The sequence below is a fragment of the Actinomadura rudentiformis genome (assembly GCF_008923185.1).
GTDB classification, from domain to species: Bacteria; Actinomycetota; Actinomycetes; order Streptosporangiales; family Streptosporangiaceae; genus Spirillospora; species Spirillospora rudentiformis.
The window spans coordinates 50,777-67,768 of sequence record NZ_WBMT01000028.1 but is presented as its reverse complement, the minus strand read 5'-3'; the positions used below and the strand labels follow the sequence as shown (position 1 = coordinate 67,768).

The 16,992-nt window shown below is 68.9% G+C and carries 20 protein-coding genes and 1 tRNA gene; 8 read left to right on the top strand and 13 right to left on the bottom strand.

Features of this window, described 5'->3' with window-relative positions; translation table 11 throughout:
* Window positions 1-16: 16 nt before the first annotated feature.
* Complete coding sequence (locus F8566_RS43705) at window positions 17-295, top strand: hypothetical protein (protein WP_151569264.1); 279 nt, start codon at window positions 17-19, stop codon at window positions 293-295.
* A 108-nt stretch (window positions 296-403) separates the two neighbouring features.
* Here the strand turns inward: F8566_RS43705 and F8566_RS43700 are convergent, their stop codons facing one another.
* The gene (locus tag F8566_RS43700) at window positions 404-715 is read right to left on the bottom strand and encodes an ArsR/SmtB family transcription factor (protein WP_151569262.1); all 312 of its coding nucleotides are present in this window, start codon (window positions 713-715) and stop codon (window positions 404-406) included.
* Window positions 716-821: 106 nt separating this feature from the next.
* Between F8566_RS43700 and F8566_RS43695 the strand changes: the two genes are divergently transcribed.
* Entirely contained in the window at window positions 822-1,817 is a 996-nt protein-coding gene (locus F8566_RS43695) for a zinc-dependent alcohol dehydrogenase family protein (protein WP_151569261.1), read from the top strand.
* A 2-nt stretch (window positions 1,818-1,819) separates the two neighbouring features.
* Here the strand turns inward: F8566_RS43695 and F8566_RS43690 are convergent, their stop codons facing one another.
* A complete protein-coding gene (locus tag F8566_RS43690) occupies window positions 1,820-3,295 on the bottom strand; it encodes a DUF2079 domain-containing protein (protein ID WP_151569259.1) in 1,476 nt (491 codons plus the stop codon).
* A 420-nt stretch (window positions 3,296-3,715) separates the two neighbouring features.
* Window positions 3,716-4,210, bottom strand: a complete 495-nt coding sequence (locus tag F8566_RS43685; protein WP_151569257.1) for a SigE family RNA polymerase sigma factor — start codon at window positions 4,208-4,210, stop codon at window positions 3,716-3,718.
* 439 nt (window positions 4,211-4,649) lie between these two features.
* Between F8566_RS43685 and F8566_RS43680 the strand changes: the two genes are divergently transcribed.
* Complete coding sequence (locus F8566_RS43680; RefSeq protein ID WP_151569255.1) at window positions 4,650-4,949, top strand: type II toxin-antitoxin system VapB family antitoxin; 300 nt, start codon at window positions 4,650-4,652, stop codon at window positions 4,947-4,949.
* A gap of 273 nt (window positions 4,950-5,222) precedes the next feature.
* Here F8566_RS43680 and F8566_RS43675 read toward each other — a convergent pair whose 3' ends face one another.
* The 7 genes from F8566_RS43675 to upp all read right to left on the bottom strand — a co-directional run bounded on the left by F8566_RS43675 (window position 5,223) and on the right by upp (window position 11,404).
* Window positions 5,223-6,491: a CynX/NimT family MFS transporter gene (locus tag F8566_RS43675; RefSeq protein WP_151569253.1), complete on the bottom strand. Its 1,269-nt coding sequence runs from the start codon at window positions 6,489-6,491 to the stop codon at window positions 5,223-5,225.
* 76 nt (window positions 6,492-6,567) lie between these two features.
* A complete protein-coding gene (locus tag F8566_RS43670; protein ID WP_151569250.1) occupies window positions 6,568-7,251 on the bottom strand; it encodes a FadR/GntR family transcriptional regulator in 684 nt (227 codons plus the stop codon).
* Between the two features lie 552 nt (window positions 7,252-7,803).
* The gene (locus tag F8566_RS43665) at window positions 7,804-9,198 is read right to left on the bottom strand and encodes a helix-turn-helix domain-containing protein (RefSeq protein WP_151569247.1); all 1,395 of its coding nucleotides are present in this window, start codon (window positions 9,196-9,198) and stop codon (window positions 7,804-7,806) included.
* 285 nt (window positions 9,199-9,483) lie between these two features.
* The gene (locus F8566_RS43660; RefSeq protein ID WP_151569245.1) at window positions 9,484-10,011 is read right to left on the bottom strand and encodes a PH domain-containing protein; all 528 of its coding nucleotides are present in this window, start codon (window positions 10,009-10,011) and stop codon (window positions 9,484-9,486) included.
* A gap of 7 nt (window positions 10,012-10,018) precedes the next feature.
* Window positions 10,019-10,177, bottom strand: coding sequence for a hypothetical protein (locus tag F8566_RS50520; RefSeq protein WP_192810169.1), 159 nt, complete (start codon window positions 10,175-10,177; stop codon window positions 10,019-10,021).
* Between the two features lie 77 nt (window positions 10,178-10,254).
* Window positions 10,255-10,515: a hypothetical protein gene (locus F8566_RS43655; RefSeq protein WP_151569243.1), complete on the bottom strand. Its 261-nt coding sequence runs from the start codon at window positions 10,513-10,515 to the stop codon at window positions 10,255-10,257.
* 250 nt (window positions 10,516-10,765) lie between these two features.
* Complete coding sequence (gene upp / locus F8566_RS43650) at window positions 10,766-11,404, bottom strand: uracil phosphoribosyltransferase (protein WP_151569241.1); 639 nt, start codon at window positions 11,402-11,404, stop codon at window positions 10,766-10,768.
* An 84-nt stretch (window positions 11,405-11,488) separates the two neighbouring features.
* Between upp and F8566_RS43645 the strand changes: the two genes are divergently transcribed.
* The 5 genes from F8566_RS43645 to F8566_RS43625 all read left to right on the top strand — a co-directional run bounded on the left by F8566_RS43645 (window position 11,489) and on the right by F8566_RS43625 (window position 14,439).
* The gene (locus F8566_RS43645; RefSeq protein ID WP_151569239.1) at window positions 11,489-12,712 is read left to right on the top strand and encodes a hypothetical protein; all 1,224 of its coding nucleotides are present in this window, start codon (window positions 11,489-11,491) and stop codon (window positions 12,710-12,712) included.
* Between the two features lie 141 nt (window positions 12,713-12,853).
* Complete coding sequence (locus F8566_RS43640) at window positions 12,854-13,339, top strand: tRNA adenosine deaminase-associated protein (protein WP_151569237.1); 486 nt, start codon at window positions 12,854-12,856, stop codon at window positions 13,337-13,339.
* Between the two features lie 92 nt (window positions 13,340-13,431).
* Window positions 13,432-13,869 (top strand): tRNA adenosine deaminase-associated protein, encoded by a 438-nt coding sequence (locus tag F8566_RS43635; protein WP_151569235.1) that lies wholly within the window; start codon window positions 13,432-13,434, stop codon window positions 13,867-13,869.
* A gap of 34 nt (window positions 13,870-13,903) precedes the next feature.
* Window positions 13,904-14,341, top strand: a complete 438-nt coding sequence (tadA, locus tag F8566_RS43630) for a tRNA adenosine(34) deaminase TadA (protein WP_151569412.1) — start codon at window positions 13,904-13,906, stop codon at window positions 14,339-14,341.
* Window positions 14,342-14,351: 10 nt separating this feature from the next.
* A tRNA-Ser gene (locus tag F8566_RS43625) sits at window positions 14,352-14,439 on the top strand.
* A gap of 224 nt (window positions 14,440-14,663) precedes the next feature.
* On the opposite strand, the gene F8566_RS43620 is transcribed toward F8566_RS43625, so the two are convergent.
* The 3 genes from F8566_RS43620 to F8566_RS43610 all read right to left on the bottom strand — a co-directional run bounded on the left by F8566_RS43620 (window position 14,664) and on the right by F8566_RS43610 (window position 16,908).
* Entirely contained in the window at window positions 14,664-15,215 is a 552-nt protein-coding gene (locus F8566_RS43620; protein ID WP_151569233.1) for a snapalysin family zinc-dependent metalloprotease, read from the bottom strand.
* A 158-nt stretch (window positions 15,216-15,373) separates the two neighbouring features.
* Entirely contained in the window at window positions 15,374-16,237 is an 864-nt protein-coding gene (locus tag F8566_RS43615) for a DMT family transporter (RefSeq protein WP_151569231.1), read from the bottom strand.
* 2 nt (window positions 16,238-16,239) lie between these two features.
* Window positions 16,240-16,908 (bottom strand): B3/B4 domain-containing protein, encoded by a 669-nt coding sequence (locus F8566_RS43610; protein ID WP_151569229.1) that lies wholly within the window; start codon window positions 16,906-16,908, stop codon window positions 16,240-16,242.
* Window positions 16,909-16,992: the final 84 nt, after the last annotated feature.

Here is a 16,992-nt window from a genome sequence, read left to right as displayed (position 1 = left end):
CACCAAGGAGGTACTCGTGACTGTCAAGCTCTACAGCGAGCGCGGCGGCCAAGGGGAAGTCCTGGCAGCACTCGAGGAGACCGGCACACCGCCGACCGCGCTCGTCTGGGCGGCCTCGATGACCAACGACGACGACACCAAGAGCGTCTTTCTCACAACCCAGTACGAGGGCGCCGCAGGCTTCCGTGACTTCCACGGGGCGGGCACGTTCGACCTCCCTGACCTTCAGCCGATCACACACGTCACAGTCAAGGACAAGGCGCTATATCAACCTTCAGACCAGCAGGGTGCGTAACCCGCGGCCCCATCGCTCCCGGCATGCAGAGCTAAGCAGTTGCCCTCCTGGCCGGAAAGAGCCCCACCAAGAGGTGTGCGCCAGGGGTTCGCGTGCCGGTGGTGTGGGCTAGTGGGGGACGGGTGTGGCTTTTTGGTCTGCGGTCACCAGTGCGTCTAGGAGGCCGGGGAAGGCTTCGTCGATCTCGGCGCGCCTCAGGGTGTTCATTCGCGAGGTGCCTACGTAGTACTGGTGGATCAGGCCTGCCTCGCGGAGCACGCGGAAGTGGTGCGTGGCCGTGGACTTGCTCACGGGCAGGTCGAACGAGCCGCACTTGAGATCCACGGAGGTCTCGCAGAGCTGCGTCACGATGCTCCGCCGCACTGGGTCGACGAGGGCCTCCAGCACCCGTTGAAGCGTGATCGTCTGCACGTCGTCCATCGCCCTATAGTACGACAGCAATCAAAGTACGATGACCGTCAAAGTTTGACAATCATCGTACTTAGGGGTTCTATTCGATCTCCTACGACCGAAGGGAAGATGCGTGATGGCCAAGACGGTGTTGTTCCACGAGCTCGGCGGGCCTGAGGTGTTGCGGCTTGAGGATGTGGAGGTCGGCGACCCTGGGCCCGGCGAGGTGCGCCTACGCGTGGATGCGATCGGGCTCAACCGGGCCGAAGCGTTGTTCCGGAGCGGCCACTACATCGAGGCGGTGAGGCGGTTCCCGGCCATGCTGGGCACCGAGGCCGCCGGCGAGATCGAGGCTGTCGGCGAGGGCGTCGCGGGATTCGAGCCTGGGCAGCCGGTGAGCGTCGTCCCCGCGTTCTCGCAGAACGACTATGGCGTCTACGCCGAGCGGGCGATCGTACCCGCGGCGGCGGTCGTCCACCGGCCCGAGGGGATCGACGCGGTCGAGGGCGCTGCGGTCTGGATGCCCTACCTCACGGCCTACGGCGCGCTGGTCGAGACCGGCGGGATGCGCGCCGGGGACACGGTCGTGCTGAACGCGGCGTCCAGCAGCGTGGGGCTGGCCGCCATCCACGTCGCCAACCGCGCCGGCACGACGCCGATCGCCCTCACCCGCACGGCCGCCAAGAAGGACGCGCTGCTCAAGGAGGGCGCGGCCGAGGTGATCGTCACTGACGAGGAGGACGTGGTCGAACGGGTTCGCGCGCTGACCGGAGGGCGGGGTGCCGAGTTCGTCTTCGATGCCGTCGCGGGGCCCGGCGTTCTCGACCTGGCCAAGGTCGTGGCCCCTGGCGGCAGCCTTCTGGAGTACGGGGCATTGAGTGGCGAGGCGACGCCTTATCCGGGGTTCGAGCTCGGCATGCCCGCGCTGAACATGCGTACCTACACGGTCTACGAGACGACGACCGATCCAGCGCGGCTGCGCCGTGCCGCGGCGTTCGTGGCGTCCGGCCTCCGTACGGGCGCGTTCCGCCCGGTGGTGGACCGCACCTTCGACCTCGGCGACATCGTCGAGGCCCACCGGCACATGGAGTCCAACACCCAGGTAGGCAAGATCGTCATCACCAACGGGTGACTTCAGCGGGTTCGCTGGAGGATCCAGTAGCCGGTGTCGTGGACCTTGAGCTTGTACGTGGCGGAGGGGTGCATCTGCTTCGCCCACTCGATCAAGGTGTCGGCCGTCAGGGCCTGGTCGTAGTACGCGATGTAGTCGGGCACGAGGCCTGCGGTGTTCCCGAACCACAGGACACGGCATCGCCTCGTGAGCTGCGAGATCGGGCGGACGTTGACCTCGACGGTGGCGCCGTCCGGGATCGCGGCCAGAGCCCGGGCACCGGCCTTGCTCGCGGGCGTCGGCTTGTACGTGGCCACCTCGAAGACCGAGGCGAGAGGCCGCGTGGTGGTGAGGGCGAGCGCGGCGGCGAGGACGGCGACGGGCAGGTGGTAGGCGTACGCGCGCAGCCAAGGCCGGAGTGAGACCCGGGTCCGGGGGATCGCGTCCACGAGCGCCAGGAAGACGATGGGCATCAGGATCGCGTCGTAGTGCCAGAACACGCCCCAGTGGTTCTCGTCCTGCGACGCGAACCGCCAGGCAAGCGTGGGCACGATGGCGATCAGGAAGGGTGAACGTAGCGCAAGCAGGCCCGATGTCGGGACCAGGAGCCACAGGAGGGTCCGCAGTTTGTCGCCCGCGCCGTTCAGGAGGGCGCCGCCTGGGGCGTTCTCCTCAGGCTCGAGCTTGGCCCAGTAGTCGTAGCCGCCGCCGTCGTTGAACGCCGGGATGATCACACCGACGGTGACGAAGAACGCCAGTACTCCGACGAGCGCCACGGCGAGGGCGATCTGCGCCGTGGCCTGGTGTACGCGCCGCGTTCGGATCGCGACGATGAGGCCGATGGCGGCGACGGTCAGGCCGAGATCCTCCTTGACCAGCAGCAGCGGCAAGGCCCAGAGCAGCGCCGAACGCCAGCGTTGGGCCAGCACGGCTTCGAGGGCGAGCGCGATCAGCGGGACGGCGAAGCAGATTTCGTGGAAGTCGAAGTCGATCGCGCCCTGGATGCCCCACGACAGCCCGTACGCACCGCCGATCGCCACACCGCTTCCGCGCCCCAGCAGGCGCGCGGCCGCACGCGTGACCGGCACCACGGACAGTGCGACGAGGAGGGCCTGCGCCACGAGCAGTGTGACCGGGGTCGGGAAGAGCCGGTAGAACGGGGCGAGCAGCAGCAGCACGGGGCTGAAGTGATCGCCAAGGATCACGAAGCCCGGCCCCTTGAGGTCGGAGATCGGTGCCTGCACATGCGCGTACGAACGAACGACCTGCTCGAAGATCCCCATGTCCCACGAGCGCGATTCCGCCCGCAGGTAGCGCGAGATCGACACGATCGCGTACGCGGCGAAGAAGGCAGCGGCAAGCAGATACGGATCAAAGCGAGCCGAAACTCTCAGCCTCAGCTTGCCGAACAGCCGTGGCCTTGGTGTGGCGGGCCCAAGCGGGCCGATCTCCTGGGAGGTTTCGCCGGAACGGTCTCCGACCGCAGCGCCGTAGGTCATCGGTGGCCCACCAGGCTCCGCGAAGACTTCGCAGAACCGCTCGAACGAGGCGTCACCGGCTTTCTCGGGGTCGCCGTCGGAGATCCGGATTTGGAGGGCAGGACCGTCCCTGACGGTGTACGAGTACGAGTGGGCGTAGGCGTGACGAAACGACTGGCCGAGGGCGATGGTTCGGACGCCGGAGAGACCGGGACAGCAGGCTGAGAGCGTTCGCCATCGCCCATGAGGGTCCCGAACAGAGCGACCATCCCGGCACACACGACGGCGGCCGCCGCACTGGCCAGATGCCGCCGCTTACGACGCCTCCCGAGAACCTCGATCCGCTGGTGTTCGACAGGCCGCGCGGCCTGAGCACCCGCCCCGGCGGCCGCCTGGAGCCTCCGCCGCAGCCGCTCGTCCGTCTCCACGGCCCGTTCGTGCTCAGACATCGTGTTCCTCAAGCGAGTCGTCGAGGAGCGGAGCCAGTGCCCGGCGGCCCCGCGACAAGTGCGTCTTCACCGTTCCCGCGGACATCCCGGCCTCGGCCGCGACCTGCTCCACCGGCAGATCACAGACGTAGAACAGGACCACCGCGAGCCGTTGGCGGGCGGGCAGGCTGCGCAGTGCCCGCGCGACGGCGACCGCATCGGGTCCGGGTTCCGCAGCCGCGGCCGCGGCCGAGCCGACGCGCAGCCACGCCTCGGCACTACGCGTTCGACGACGCCACCGGCTGATCGCCAAACGGGTCGCCGTGAGGCGCACCCACGCTTCCGGCGAGCCCTCCCGATCCAGCTTCCGCCGGGCGCCCCAGGCGCGGACGAAGGCCTCCTGGACGACGTCTTCGGCTTCCCGGAGGTCGCCCGCGACCAGGAACAGCTGTCCGATCAAGCTCCTGACCGCATGCGCGTAGAACTCCTCGAACTCCTCTACGGTCAAACGCCTGCTCCCAGGACGGTGGACATCGCAAGACATACGCTCCGGAGCCGCAACCGGTTGACAGCACGAGCGGAAATATCACGGTATTCCAGACACCATGTCTTTTGCGCGACGTCGTCGCGCAATCCGCCGCCGCAAGCGCCCCGAACGTCGGGGCGTATCCCCCACCGGACGGCTGGCGTAAAACCCATCGCACTATCCACACCGGACTGTCGGCGCAAGCCGCACTCCGCTGGTGCAAAGCCGCGCCCGCGCCAACTCCGAGGCGGTCGGCGGCGACAGGATCCAGCACCGTGCTCGGGGGGCTACGTCCAGCCCGACGCGTTCGCCCACGGACCCTCTGAGCAGCGGCGCGATGGTTCACGACAGCTACGAGACCGGAGGCCCCCGGCGGGGCCACACCTTCTCGGGTGGCATCTGACCCCGTAGACTCTGAGGCGTGATCTTCAAGGCGGTTGGCGAAGGGCGGCCCTATCCCGAGCACGGACTCTCGTCCCGGGACTGGGCCAAGATTCCTCCACGCCAGGTCCGTCTGGACCAGCTCGTCAGCACCAAACGCGAGCTGGACCTGCAGTCTCTCCTGGCCAAGGACTCCACGTTCTACGGAGATCTCTTCCCGCACGTGGTCCAGTGGCGCGGCGAGCTCTACCTGGAAGACGGCCTCCACCGCGCCCTCCGCGCCGCGCTCCACCAGCGCCTCGTCCTCCACGCCCGTGTCCTGGACATGGACGCCGGCTGACCCGCCGGCCTGGACGCGTCCAGGCCCCACGGTCCGAGCTTGAGCCTGGACGCCGCCCACCCCGTCGCAACGCGGCCAAGACTCCGCGCGAGCTGAGCCCGCGTACGACCGGTCAGGGCGGAGCGTCCGTCCTCAAGGACCGCTATCCGGAAAGCCGGGCAAAGGCACCGGACCGCTCGGCAGTCCAGTCGCCCTGGCTCGTACGGACGCAGCAAGCAAGTCATAGGCCAGGGCGGAGCGGGGTGCTCGCCCTGGCCGGTCTGGGGAGGGCGATCAGCGGGCGTTGACGGGCACGCGAGGCGGTACGGGCATGTCCTTGGGTTCGATGACCTGCTCGAAGGAGCCCTCCGAGCGCACGGTGCTCGGGCGAACGACGCCGGGGCGGGCCGCCATGAGGCCGAAGACGGTCTCGGGGACGACCAGCACCAGCAGGAGCACCAGGGAGACCTCCCATCCACCGGTCACGCTGTGGAGGACGCCCACGGCCAGCGGGCCGAAGCCCGCGAGCAGGTAGCCACCTGTCTGGGCCATGCCCGAGAGGCGCGCCGCCACCGCAGGACTGGATGAACGCAGGGTGAGCAGCGTGAAGGCCAGCGGGAACGCGCTGCCCGTGGCGAGACCGAGCACGGTCACCCAGAGCCATCCGGCACCGGGAGCGACCAGCATGCCGATCAGGCCCACGACCATGGCCGTGGAGACACCGACGATCAAGAAGCGCTGGTCCCGGACGCGTGCGGCCAGCACGGGGACCACGAAGCCGAGCGGGATACCGATGATCATCATGTACGAGACCATCATCCCGGCCTCGGCGGCGGCGAATCCGTGGTCCCGCATGATCTCGGGCAGCCACGACATCAGCACATAGAACATCAGCGACGCCATGCCCATGAACACAGCCACCGACCAGGCCAATGGCGAGCGCAGCAGCGAGCCGACCTCGGTGGCCGGAGCCAGCGACTCACGCCCGGGACGGCTGCGCAGAGCGATCGGCCCCCACACGAGCGCGGCGATCAGCGACGGAACGGCCCACACCGCCAGGGCCAGCCGCCACCCGCCGGCGTCGTCCAGCGGTACGGCCAGACCGGCGGCGACGGCGCCGCTGGCCGCCATGAGCATCATCGCCAGCCCGGTGAGTGAGCCCACCCGGCCGGTGAAGTGCCGCTTGATGACCGCGGGCATGAGCACGTTCCCCGTCGCGATGCCCGCGCCCGCCAGGACCGTTCCAGCGAACAGCGCCAGCGACGACGGCACCACCCGCAGCACGATCCCACCCGTGATCAAGACCAGTGCGCCGGCGATGGCCACCTCGGTGCCGAACCAGCGGGCGAACGACGGCGCCACCGACGCGAAGACGCCGAGGCACAGCACCGGCAGCGTGGTGAGGATGCTCACCTCGACGCCGGACAGCCCGAACGTGTCCTGGAGATCGCCGAGCACCGGCGCGATGCCGGTGATCGCGGCCCGCAGGTTGGTCGTGAGCAGGATCAGGCCGGTGAGCATCCAGATCGTGGTCGGACGGGTGATACGTGCAGAGGAACTCATGTCGCCTTCGTCGTACGCGGTGCGTGCAGGTGGAAGGTGGGCACGCTCGCAAGGGCGGTGCCGTGAAGGAACGAGGTCAAGCCGGGGCCGGCTGCTCCGTCGAACGGAGGATCTCGTCCAGGCAGGAATGGGTGGCCTGGGCCGCGGCGGCCGCGTCCCCCGCCTCGATCGCGTCAGCGATCGGCGCGTGGGGGATGTCGGCATGCTGGAGCAGATTGCCCGCGGCCCCGATGCTCGCCCTCAACACCGCGCTGAAGTCACGGTAGAGGTCGGTGAGGACCTTGTTGTGAGTGGCTTCGACGACCGCCATGTGGAACGCCAGGTCGGCCTCGACGAACGCCGCGTGGTCGCGGGCCTCCCACTGGGCGTTGCGGTGCGCCAGCGCCTCATTGATCGCCGCGATGTCGGCGTCGGTACGGCGCGCGGCGGCCAGCCGGGCGGCCTCGACCTCCAGCCCGCGCCGCACCTCGAGGATCTCGATGAGCTCGGCGGTCTCCAGCCTGCGGCGCACCGCGCCGGAAAGCTCACTGGTGGCGCGAACGTACGTACCGTCCCCCTGACGGCACTCCAGAAGCCCCGCATGGGTCAGCGCACGCACCGCCTCCCGGACGGTGTTGCGCCCCACGCCGAGGCTCTCGGAGAGCACCGGCTCCGGCGGAATCTTGGCGCCGACGACCCACACCCCGGTCGCGATCTCGTCCCGCAGCTGGTCGATCACCTGCTCGACCAACGACGAACGTCGGGCTGTGCGCAGCGTCATGATTCCCCCCTTAGCTCTCCCGTAGAGACGTGACTCACTGACCTCCGGTCAGCCAGTCATCCCATGTCTCCATGTTAGGACCGAAATCCACCCACATCAATTCCAGGCCCCGCATTTTCGCAGCTCACCGACCCATCCTGTGAGTAACCCCACCCCAACCGTAACCACGCCCCAAACCCATACGGAGCCACCAGCCCAGGACGCCAGCGCCGAAAGGCGATACGTGACAGCGGCGCGAGACGGCGACGCGGAACAGCGGCACGGGACGACGGCACGGGACAGCGGCGCGAGACAGCGGCACGGGACGGCGAGGCGGGACGACGGCGTGGGGCAGCGGCGCTGGATGGCGGCGCTGGATGGTTTGTGGGGATTGGGTGTGCCGAGGGGGCGCGCTGGCGCTAGGAAGCGGTTGGTGGGGCCTTGGTGGTTGTGTCAGTTAAGGCGCCCGCGCCTGCTGTCAGTTGGGCGCCCCGGGGGTGGGGCCGGGCGGCGCGGACCACGGGCGGCGGGGGCGGCGGCCTTGCCGACGGCCGTGGTCCGGCGCGGGGCGGGTTAGACGAGGCCCAGGTCGCGGGTGGCGGCTTGAGGGCGTGAGGGACGTAGGCCTACGGCTTCCAGGGCTTGGCGGTAGGCGTTGGCGGCGCCGTCCGTTTCGCCTGCGGCTTCGAAGAGCTCTCCCAGCTCCCGGTAGATATGGGCTGCGGGGCGGCTTGGGGGGAGGTCCTTCATCTGGCTTCCGGCCGAGTTCAGCACCACGAGGGCAGCCGTGCGGTCGTCCTGGGCGATGCGGGCACGGGCCAGGACCAGGCGGGCCTGGACGGTCTTGCGAACGCGGGCGGCGAGGTCGGCACCGGCCTCCGGCGTCGGAGGCGTGTGCACCGGCGCCGCCAGGACCAGGCCTGTCTCCAGGAAGTCTTCGAGTGAGGAGATCGCCTGCTCCGGTTCGCCGACGAGAACGAGCGCGCGGGCCCGTTCGATGGTGCTCTCGGTGGCTTCCGCACCCTCGAGGACGGACGTGGCCCTGAGGAGATCGAGCGCTTCGGCGGCTGCGGCACGTTCCGGCTCAGGGACACCATCGGCGCTGAACGGTGTGACGCCGCGGAGCAACGCCCGCGCGGCGGCCAGGTTGAGCCGTGCCTGGGCCTGCACCGGCGCTCCGCCTCGTACCGCCAAGGCCTGCTCAGCAAGGTAAAGCGCGTCGCCGACGGCGCCCTCCTCCAGTGCCCGCGAGCTGGCACGGCGGTAGTGCGTGCTCAGCTGATCGTCGGACTCGTCTGAGGCCAGCAGGCGGCGGCCCAGGGCGTGGGCGCGGTCTGGGTCGGCTCGGTCCACGTAGGCAAGGAGAAGGATCCGCCCGGCCTCGGTGTGCTCCTGCCCCACGGTGAGATCGAGGTGCTGGAGGCGGGCGAGAGCGCGTTCCCCGAGGGCGATCGCCTGGCCGAGGTCTCCGACTGCGTGGTAGCAGCGCGCCAGGGCGATCACCGGAGGCAGCCAGCTGGTCCGGCCAGGGTCGCGTTCGGCCTGCTCGCGGAGTTCCTCGAACAGCGCGATGGCGGCCTCGGTGCGGCCCAGCTCTTCGAGCGCGCGGGCGCGGCCCCATCGGGCGCGGGAGGTGAGGTCGGGGTCGTCGCTGCGTGCGAGAACCTCCTCGAAGGCCGCCTCCGCGCCGGCGGGATCGCCGTCGAGGAGGGCCAGGTGCGCATGGCGCTCCCGGACTTCTAGATGAGCGCGTTGTTCTGGCTCGACGCCCTCTGCGAGGTACTCGGGCGTGCACCCGAGCCTTTCGGCCAGCATGCGAAGAACGGTCGGTGTAGGCGTTCGCTTACCCGACTCGATCAACGAGATATAGCTGTCTGAGAGGTCGTGACCAGCGAGCTGAGCCTGCGAGAGGCGTCTGGTCAGCCGCAGGTTGCGGACACGCTCGCCGACGTTGCCTGGACCCGGCATGTGGACTCACTTAGCGGAAGTAATCAGGCGGCTGGGGTGCCGACATGATTGCACATTGCGGGTTATCGCACATCGAGAGTAACAAAGCGATAAGGAATGTGATCATCTCATGCCCTGCCGGGCTCGCCATTCATCCTGGTGGTACGGACCTCGCCGCGAACCCGTTCAACCTCGAATTGGTCCTGCGGACAGAGATCGTTCACCCATGACATCGGGACCACCAGGACCGGCGAGCGCGAAGCCGGCCCGTAAAGGAATGTGGAGGACGGGGTCTGTGGATGGTGGTCAGTCGTCAGAGGGGTTCTTGTTGGGGAAGATCATCTCGCAGACTTCGAGGTAGAGCTGCTCCGGATAGGGCAGGTAGGGGACCGCTGAGAGCGCCTGGTCCTGACCGGCGGACTCCAGCACGAACTCGCCGTACCCGAGCATGCGGCCCGCGATGGTCCGCTTGAAGCTCATGTCCGTGACCTTGGCCAGCGGCATCATCGCCACCTTGCGCGTGATCAGGCCGGTGGTCAGGAGCATCCGCTGGTTGGTGATCACGAAGTAGTCGACCGACCATTCGGCCACCCGCCAGACGAACCAGAGGAGCAGGGCCAGCCAGCACCACCAGATGCCGCTGATGACGGGACCCGCGTCGCTGGCGACGGTATTGCTCAGCACGCCCGCGATGATCAGGCCGCCGAGGACCAGGCCTACCGGCAACATGAGCACCGCGGGGTGCCGCCGTACGGTGATGACCTGCGTCTCGTGCGGAAGTAGATACTTGTTTACCGACGCCGGCGCTGAGTCACCGGGCGTCACGAGTCTCATGAGGACCTCAGCCGAGCGCGCTGACGAAGGCCGCCAGCGAGTCGGCGGCGTTGGCTAGGCCGTTGGCGGCGTTGTTCACTGATTGTGCGGCCCCTTCGGGCTGCTTGAACACGTAGAAGGCCACAAAGGCCACAGCAACCCATGTGACGTACTTTTTGGCGGGCACGACTGCCTCCCGGACCACGATGACCCACAGACCCCAGGTCAGTTTTGCACAGCCGCGATCCTCGACAAAGCAAAGCCCTACGGCGCGTTGCCCAGTGTCGTCCGGGATGCCTGGCGCAGTTTCTCGGCGGCCACCGTGGCGAGAACCTGCAGGTGCTTGCGTGCGATCCGTTCGACCAGGTCGGGAGAAGCGGCTCCCGTGACCTCGTGGGCACCGTGCCGTGCTGCCGCCACACAGCGTGAAACAGTCTCTGGCGCGTGAACACCGCCGAACTCTTCGGTAAGCCGCTCGCCGATCTCTTCGTAGCCTGGCAGGTCGCCATCCCCTAGGTGAGCCATCACGCTTCCTCGAGCCTCGCTCGCGCCACCCTGGTCCAACGGTCCCCTGTGCCAGGGCGGCGGAGGGGAACGATCATTGACGTTCCGTAGCAGTTTATTACCCACGGTGACTCATGGGTGAACATCGGAATCCTGCGGAACGCCCAGCGTGGGCTACGCGAAACGAACGTGGATCGCTCCAAGGCGCGTTCTGACTCCCCGCCGGAACATTCATCCGCCAGGGACAGTTCAGCCGACCGGATCGGTGGGGTCAGACGACGCCGTACAGACGGTCTCCCGCGTCGCCGAGCCCCGGCATGATGAAGCCCAGGTCGTTGAGGTGCGAGTCGACCGCCGCGGTCACGACCCGGATGGGCACCTCGGTGCCTTCAAAGGCCTGCTCCATGTACTTCAAGCCCTCCGGAGCGGCCAGCAGGCACAGCGCCGTCACGTCGTTCGCGCCACGGTCGAGCAGGAGCTGGATCGCCGCCGCCAACGTGCCGCCCGTGGCGAGCATCGGGTCGAGGACATAGCACTGGCGGCCGGACAGGTCGTCGGGCAGCCGCGTCGCGTACGTCTGGGCCTGGAGCGTGCCCTCGTCGCGGATCATGCCGAGGAAACCGACCTCGGCGGTGGGCAGCAGGCGGGTCATGCCGTCGAGCATGCCGAGCCCTGCACGCAGAATGGGCACCACCAGCGGCTTGGGGCTGGCCAGTTGAACGCCCTGAGTGGGCGCGAGCGGCGTCTCCACAGTGGCCTCGACGACACGAACGTCGCGGGTGGCCTCGTACGCGAGCAAGGTCACCAACTCGTCGGCCAGACGCCGGAACGTGGGCGAATCGGTCCGCACGTCCCGCAGCGTGGTGAGTTTGTGCGCGACGAGCGGATGATCCACGGCGAGGGTCTGCATGGGGCTCACGGTAGCCCACACCGGGTAGCCTTCCATCTCGGACCCACGAGGATACGAGTCTCCTGAGCTGGGCAGTATGCCGTTATGAGCCGAGATCGCATCAGAACCTCCCGTAGCACCGCGGCCCGCGACACCTCCCCGTCACCACCTGCACCGACGGGCCGGCAGGACGACGCCTCGACCCCGACCGCAGAGGACGATCATGCGGCCGGACGTGCCGCCGACGCCATTCCGGTCGTGCTCGATCCGTTCGTCCTGACGCTGGTACCCACCGCCCGTGCAGTACGCACCGTCCGCCGCCTAGGTCACGACCCGGCAGCCAACCTGCAGCCACCCGCGGCCTCGCAGTCCACCGCGCCCGCTGAGACCGCAGAATCCCCCTCTGCCGCACAACCCGAGCCACCCGCAGAGGCGACTGCCACCGCGCAGCCCGGCAACCCCACGACACCCACGCCAGCCGTAGAGGCCACGTCCGCCGGGCAACATGCCAACGGCGCGGCATCCGCGTCCCCCCGTCAGGCACCCCCTGGACAGCCCGAGGCCACCGCACAGGCCGCAGACGCCGCAGAGGCCCCGGAAGCCGCAGAACCCGCGTCCGCCGAGCAGGTCGCCGACACCGCGCAGACCACCGACACCACAAACTCCGCCGCTCCCCGGCAGTCACCGCACGCTGAGCAGACCGCTGACTCCGCAAAGCCCGCGCCGACCGCAGAGCCCGCGAACGCCGCGCAGGCCACGAACGCCGCGCAGGCCACGGACGCTGGGCAGGCCGCTGACACCGCACAGACCATGGACAACGCGCAGTCCGCTTACTTTGAGGAGCCCACCCCGACCGCAAAGCCCACGGAGGCCGCGGAGGCCGCAGAGGCCGCGCGAACCACGGAGGCCTCGGAAGCTGCGCAGACCATGGGGGCCGCGCAGACCGCCAACGCCACGGAAGCCCCTGAAGGCGCCGAGTCGGCTTCTGCTCGGCAGTCGCGTTCTGGCACACAACCCGCTCCTGCGCCTGCCGCACCACCCCCCGCCGCCGCAGAGGCCGCATCATCAGCCGGGGAGTGCTCTGACACCGCGGGTGTCTCTGACAGTCGCCAAGCTGCTCGCGACAACCGCGACAACCACGACGAGCCAGGCGACGAGGACTCGGCGCCGATATCTCCCGAGCAGGTACGTGATCACCTGCGGCGACGCGCGATCTTCCTGCGCGAACTGGCCGAGGCACGTGAACTGCGGGAGCGAGTCACCCCGCACCGGGCGCGGCGAGCGCGGATCCATGCGGCGTTGCGGCGCCGTACGTTCCGTCTCCACTGATCCGGATCAAGTAGGTTCATACCGCAGCGCTGGAACCAGCGCTGTTCCTCACCACGCATGCGCCAGTTTGCGGGTGGGGTACGCGAGGGCGCGCTGCATCTGCGACCATGCCCTGGCAGGAACCGCGCCGGTGGGGTGGAAATGACGGATGTGGACGCGACGGACTTCGCCGTCGTGGTGTATCGGGAAGACGACCGCTGGGAGGCCGAGATCCTCCCGGTAGCGCTGACCGGGGACCTGACGGGACTGATCCACGCGCTGCGCCAGCAGCCCAGCCTCGGGGGCACGATCGGCCTCGTCTCGGTGGGCGATGACTTCTTCGTGGCGATCCGGCTGCTGGGCGACGAGGTGATGGTCTTCCTCTCCGATGTCACCGCGTCGGTGGACTGGCCGCTGGCCGGGCAGGTCCTGGACTACCTCGACATCCCGATCCCGGAGGACGAGGAGCTCGACCAGGTGCTGCCGGTCGGCGATATGTCGATCTTCGCCGACCTCGGGTTGGACGAGATGGAGCTGGGCGCGATCTCTGGCGACCTGGAGCTCTACCCGGACGAGATGTTGCTGAGCATCGCCGGACGCGTGGGCTTCGCACATCCGTTCGAACGAGCCCTGGACACACTCTCCTGACCCCGGTCCGGAATTGTCCAGACTTCGCCTGATCCGCGGAAGCAGGCGTCCAAGGGTGTGTTCGGCGCAACCCGGTGGGTCACAATAACCACGTGTCCTATTTCGCCGCCGTCTTCGCGCAGACGCCGCAGGGCTGGCTGGGGGCCGAGGCCATGCTCGCCGAGGCCGAGAGCGTCGACGACGTCGCCGACCTGATGCGCGAATGCGCCGTCGAGTCGTACGGCGACCCGGTGATCCTCTTGATCGAGGAGAACGACGACTGGTTCGCCGTCGTCCGGCTGGACGGCGAGGACGACCCGCGCGCCTTCGTGTCCGCCGTACGCGAGGACGGCCTGGGCGGGCTGTTCCACCAGCTCGTGGGCGAGGTGCCCGACGGCGACGCCGCAGGCGATCCCGGGCTGATGGAGGACCTCGGCGTGGACGGCAAGCGCCTCAGCGAGCTCGGTGAACGAGCGATGCCGGGTGACGCGCTGCTGACGGTCGCCGAGCTCGCGGGCTTCGGCGAGGAGTTCGACCGGCTCCGTGACTGACCTCGTCCCACCGGAGCAGGAGTACGCGCCGGCCATGCGCCGGGCGCTGGCCGAAGCACGGCTGGCGTACGAGGCGGACGAGGTCCCGGTCGGCGCCCTCGTTCTCGACCGCTCCGGCACGGTCATCGGCACCGGCCACAACGACCGCGAACGCACCGCAGATCCCACCGGCCACGCCGAGATCGTGGCGATGCGCCAAGCCGCCGCCGCACTCGGCACCTGGCGCCTCTCCGGCTGCACGCTGGTGGTCACTCTGGAGCCCTGCACGATGTGCGCCGGAGCCTCCGTACAGGCCCGTGTGGACCGCATCGTCTATGGCGCCATCGACCTCAAGGCGGGCGCCGTCGGCTCCCTCTGGGACGTCGTCCGCGACCGCCGTCTCAACCACCGCCCCGAGGTGTTCGCCGGAGTCCTGGCCGACGAGTGTGCCGCCCTCCTCACCGAGTTCTTCACGCACCGCAGAGTCGGGTAGGCTCTCCCGCGGTGGTGTCGCCTAGTGGACGAGGGCGCACGCCTCGAAAGCGTGTGAAGTGCAAGCTTCCGTGGGTTCGAATCCCACCACCACCGCCACCTCAAAGGGCTGTTGACCTGACGTTTCAAGGTCCACAGCCCTTTTGTTTTGGCGATCACCACGCCACCGTGATGGACGTCGGCGGACGGTCTGTTGAAGGGGCGCTCGCTCGACGGCGTTGAGGGGATCTGCGCGGTCGGCGTGTTGGGAGCCGGTCGAGATCACTACGTGGCGGGGGGCTCCGTGGGCGAGGGGCTGGCCTCGCCCACGGAGACTTGGAGGGTCAGGGGGCGTCGACCAGGACGCCTCCACTCGGGGCTGGGGCGCGGGTGCCGGCGTAGTTGCGGTTCACGGCGGCTCGTTCGGAGGCGTTCGGGAGGGCGTTGGTGCAGGAGACGCCGCCGGTGGAGCCCGACATCAGGGACGAGCAGGGGCCCGGCTTGCGGTCGGGGAGGCCGAGGCTGTGGCCCATCTCGTGCGAGGCGATGCGGGTGGTGTTGTAGCCCTGGGTGACGGCCTGGCGGCCGAACCAGATCGTGACGCGTCCACCGGAGCGGACCGGGCCGAGCTGGGCTCGCGGCCAGCCGTTGTCGGCGATGACCACGATCTCGGCGCGGCGTCCGGCCGGGGCCTTCAGGATGCGGACGTTGGTGACGGTGGAGTTCCACGCCTGGGCGCCGGCGGCGACGGCGCTCTTGAACTCCGCCGCCTGGGTGTCGTCGTAGTAGAGGGTCGTGGCCAGCAACGTGGCGGAGTCGGCCGCCGGGGCGATGGACAGGGTGAGGGTGACGGCGGCGGTGCCGATCAGGGCTCGCGCGCCTTGGCGTCGCAGCATGCGGGGGGCCTCCTCTGGGCCGTAAGGAGCTGCACTGCGGTGACCCGGGTCAAGGTTGGCCTGAGCGTATTTGTGACGATTTGGCCCAACAAGTGGTGTGATGTGTCACAAAAGACGCGGGTTCTCTGTCAGGTTCCCCAGTCAGGCGTGGTCAGAGATCAGCCGACCGTGACGAGGGCCACGCCTGCCGCGGCCATGGCGAGACCGATCTGCTGTACGGCGCGAAGACGCTCGCTGTAGGCGATCCTCGCCATCAGCACCGTGACCGCCGGGTAGAGCGAGGTGAGGACGGCGGCGAGGCTGAGCATCCCATCCTGGACCGCGAGGAAGTAGAGCGCGTTGGCCCCGGCGTCGAGGGCGCCCGAGAGCAGGGCCAGTCCGATCAGAAGACGGCCCGAGACCTTGGGGCCCGTGTCGGGGCGCAGCCGGGCGAGGAGCAGGAACGCCACGAGGATGACGACGAGGTTGCCTGTTCTGGCGGCGACGAGCGGCCAGAGGCCCGAGCCGTCGCCCGCCTCTTTGAGGAGGATGAAGAAGACGCCGAAGCAGGCTCCGGACAGCCCGGCCATGACGGGACCGTTGTCCAGCCAGCTGGTGGCTGCTTGGCGCTCTTCGCCGTTCTCCTCCATGCTCACCATGCCGATCGCGACCAGGCAGAGAAGCACGCCGAGGAGGACGGTGGTGTCGAGCCGTTCGCCGCGGAGCAGGCCGACGCCGACCGGCAGGAGGGACGCGGTCAGCGCGGAGACCGGGGCGACGACGCTCATCGGGCCCTGCGCCAGCGCGCGGTAGAACGTGATCAGGCCCGTGCCGCCGGCCACTCCCGCTCCGAACCCCCACGCCATCGAGGAAACGGACGGCGTGCCTCCGGTCAGCAGGGTCGCGATCATGACGAACACCAGCCCGGTCGGGACGCACCAGAGCAGCGCCTTGAGCGCGGTCGAGCGCCGGGCGACGGCGCCGCCGAGGAAGTCGGCCACGCCGTACGAAAGGGCAGCGCCCAGGGCAAGAACGGTCACCATCGCTAGGCGCCGATCAGCCGGCTCTGGATCCGGACGTCCGGGGAGATCACGCGCAGCCGGGCCGCCAGGTCGTCGCCCGCTTCGTGGAGCCGGTCAAGCGGGTACGGTTCGAGGCGCTCCAGGAGGAAGAGGACGTTCTTGGTGTCCTCGGTGACGCGCGTACGGATGCACTGCCGCCAGTTCCACCGCCTGCAGGTGACGCCTTCGTCGTCCCGCCAGACCACCTCGCCCGGCGCGGGATGCTCCACGGCCGGCTCGCCGTTGGCGATGACGTCGAACGACTCGTCGCCGGCCGCCCGGACCAGGCGGGCCGCCCCGTGGTAGCCGTCGAGGTCCTCGCCGCCGATCGGCAGGACGTACTCGACGCTGACCGCGTTGTAGGCGTCGACGACCTTGTTGATCGCGGGCAGGGAGTCGGCGCGGCGGATCAGGGCGTCGACCGATGGCCTGGTCCGCTTCGGCTTGGCACCGAAGGCCTGGTAGGCCTCACGCCAGGCGAGCACGTGGGGGTGCTCCTGGGCGTCGCCGGACCGTTCGCCGGCGACGGCCAGCCAGTCGAACGCGGTGTCGTCGCTCGGCCCGTTCACCAGTCCCTCAGCCGTGATGGCGAGCACCGCGAAGTCCGGGCGCAGATCCCGTACGGCCTGGTCAACGATGATCTGATCCAGCACTTGCATCCCTCCATCGATCGGCAATGCGGTCATTTTAGTGCACTGCCGAGGGCACTATAACGACCCATACGTCCACTGCCTCTA

Coding starts and splice junctions, on each gene's coding strand:
- F8566_RS43700 (WP_151569262.1), bottom strand. CDS start 715: ATGGACGACGTGCAGACGATCACGCTTCAACGGGTGCTGGAGGCCCTC.
- F8566_RS43695 (WP_151569261.1), top strand. CDS start 822: ATGGCCAAGACGGTGTTGTTCCACGAGCTCGGCGGGCCTGAGGTGTTG.
- F8566_RS43690 (WP_151569259.1), bottom strand. CDS start 3,295: ATGACCTACGGCGCTGCGGTCGGAGACCGTTCCGGCGAAACCTCCCAG.
- F8566_RS43675 (WP_151569253.1), bottom strand. CDS start 6,491: ATGAGTTCCTCTGCACGTATCACCCGTCCGACCACGATCTGGATGCTC.
- F8566_RS43670 (WP_151569250.1), bottom strand. CDS start 7,251: ATGACGCTGCGCACAGCCCGACGTTCGTCGTTGGTCGAGCAGGTGATC.
- F8566_RS43665 (WP_151569247.1), bottom strand. CDS start 9,198: ATGCCGGGTCCAGGCAACGTCGGCGAGCGTGTCCGCAACCTGCGGCTG.
- F8566_RS43660 (WP_151569245.1), bottom strand. CDS start 10,011: ATGAGACTCGTGACGCCCGGTGACTCAGCGCCGGCGTCGGTAAACAAG.
- F8566_RS43655 (WP_151569243.1), bottom strand. CDS start 10,515: ATGGCTCACCTAGGGGATGGCGACCTGCCAGGCTACGAAGAGATCGGC.
- upp (WP_151569241.1), bottom strand. CDS start 11,404: ATGCAGACCCTCGCCGTGGATCATCCGCTCGTCGCGCACAAACTCACC.
- F8566_RS43645 (WP_151569239.1), top strand. CDS start 11,489: ATGAGCCGAGATCGCATCAGAACCTCCCGTAGCACCGCGGCCCGCGAC.
- F8566_RS43640 (WP_151569237.1), top strand. CDS start 12,854: ATGACGGATGTGGACGCGACGGACTTCGCCGTCGTGGTGTATCGGGAA.
- tadA (WP_151569412.1), top strand. CDS start 13,904: ATGCGCCGGGCGCTGGCCGAAGCACGGCTGGCGTACGAGGCGGACGAG.
- F8566_RS43620 (WP_151569233.1), bottom strand. CDS start 15,215: ATGCTGCGACGCCAAGGCGCGCGAGCCCTGATCGGCACCGCCGCCGTC.
- F8566_RS43615 (WP_151569231.1), bottom strand. CDS start 16,237: ATGGTGACCGTTCTTGCCCTGGGCGCTGCCCTTTCGTACGGCGTGGCC.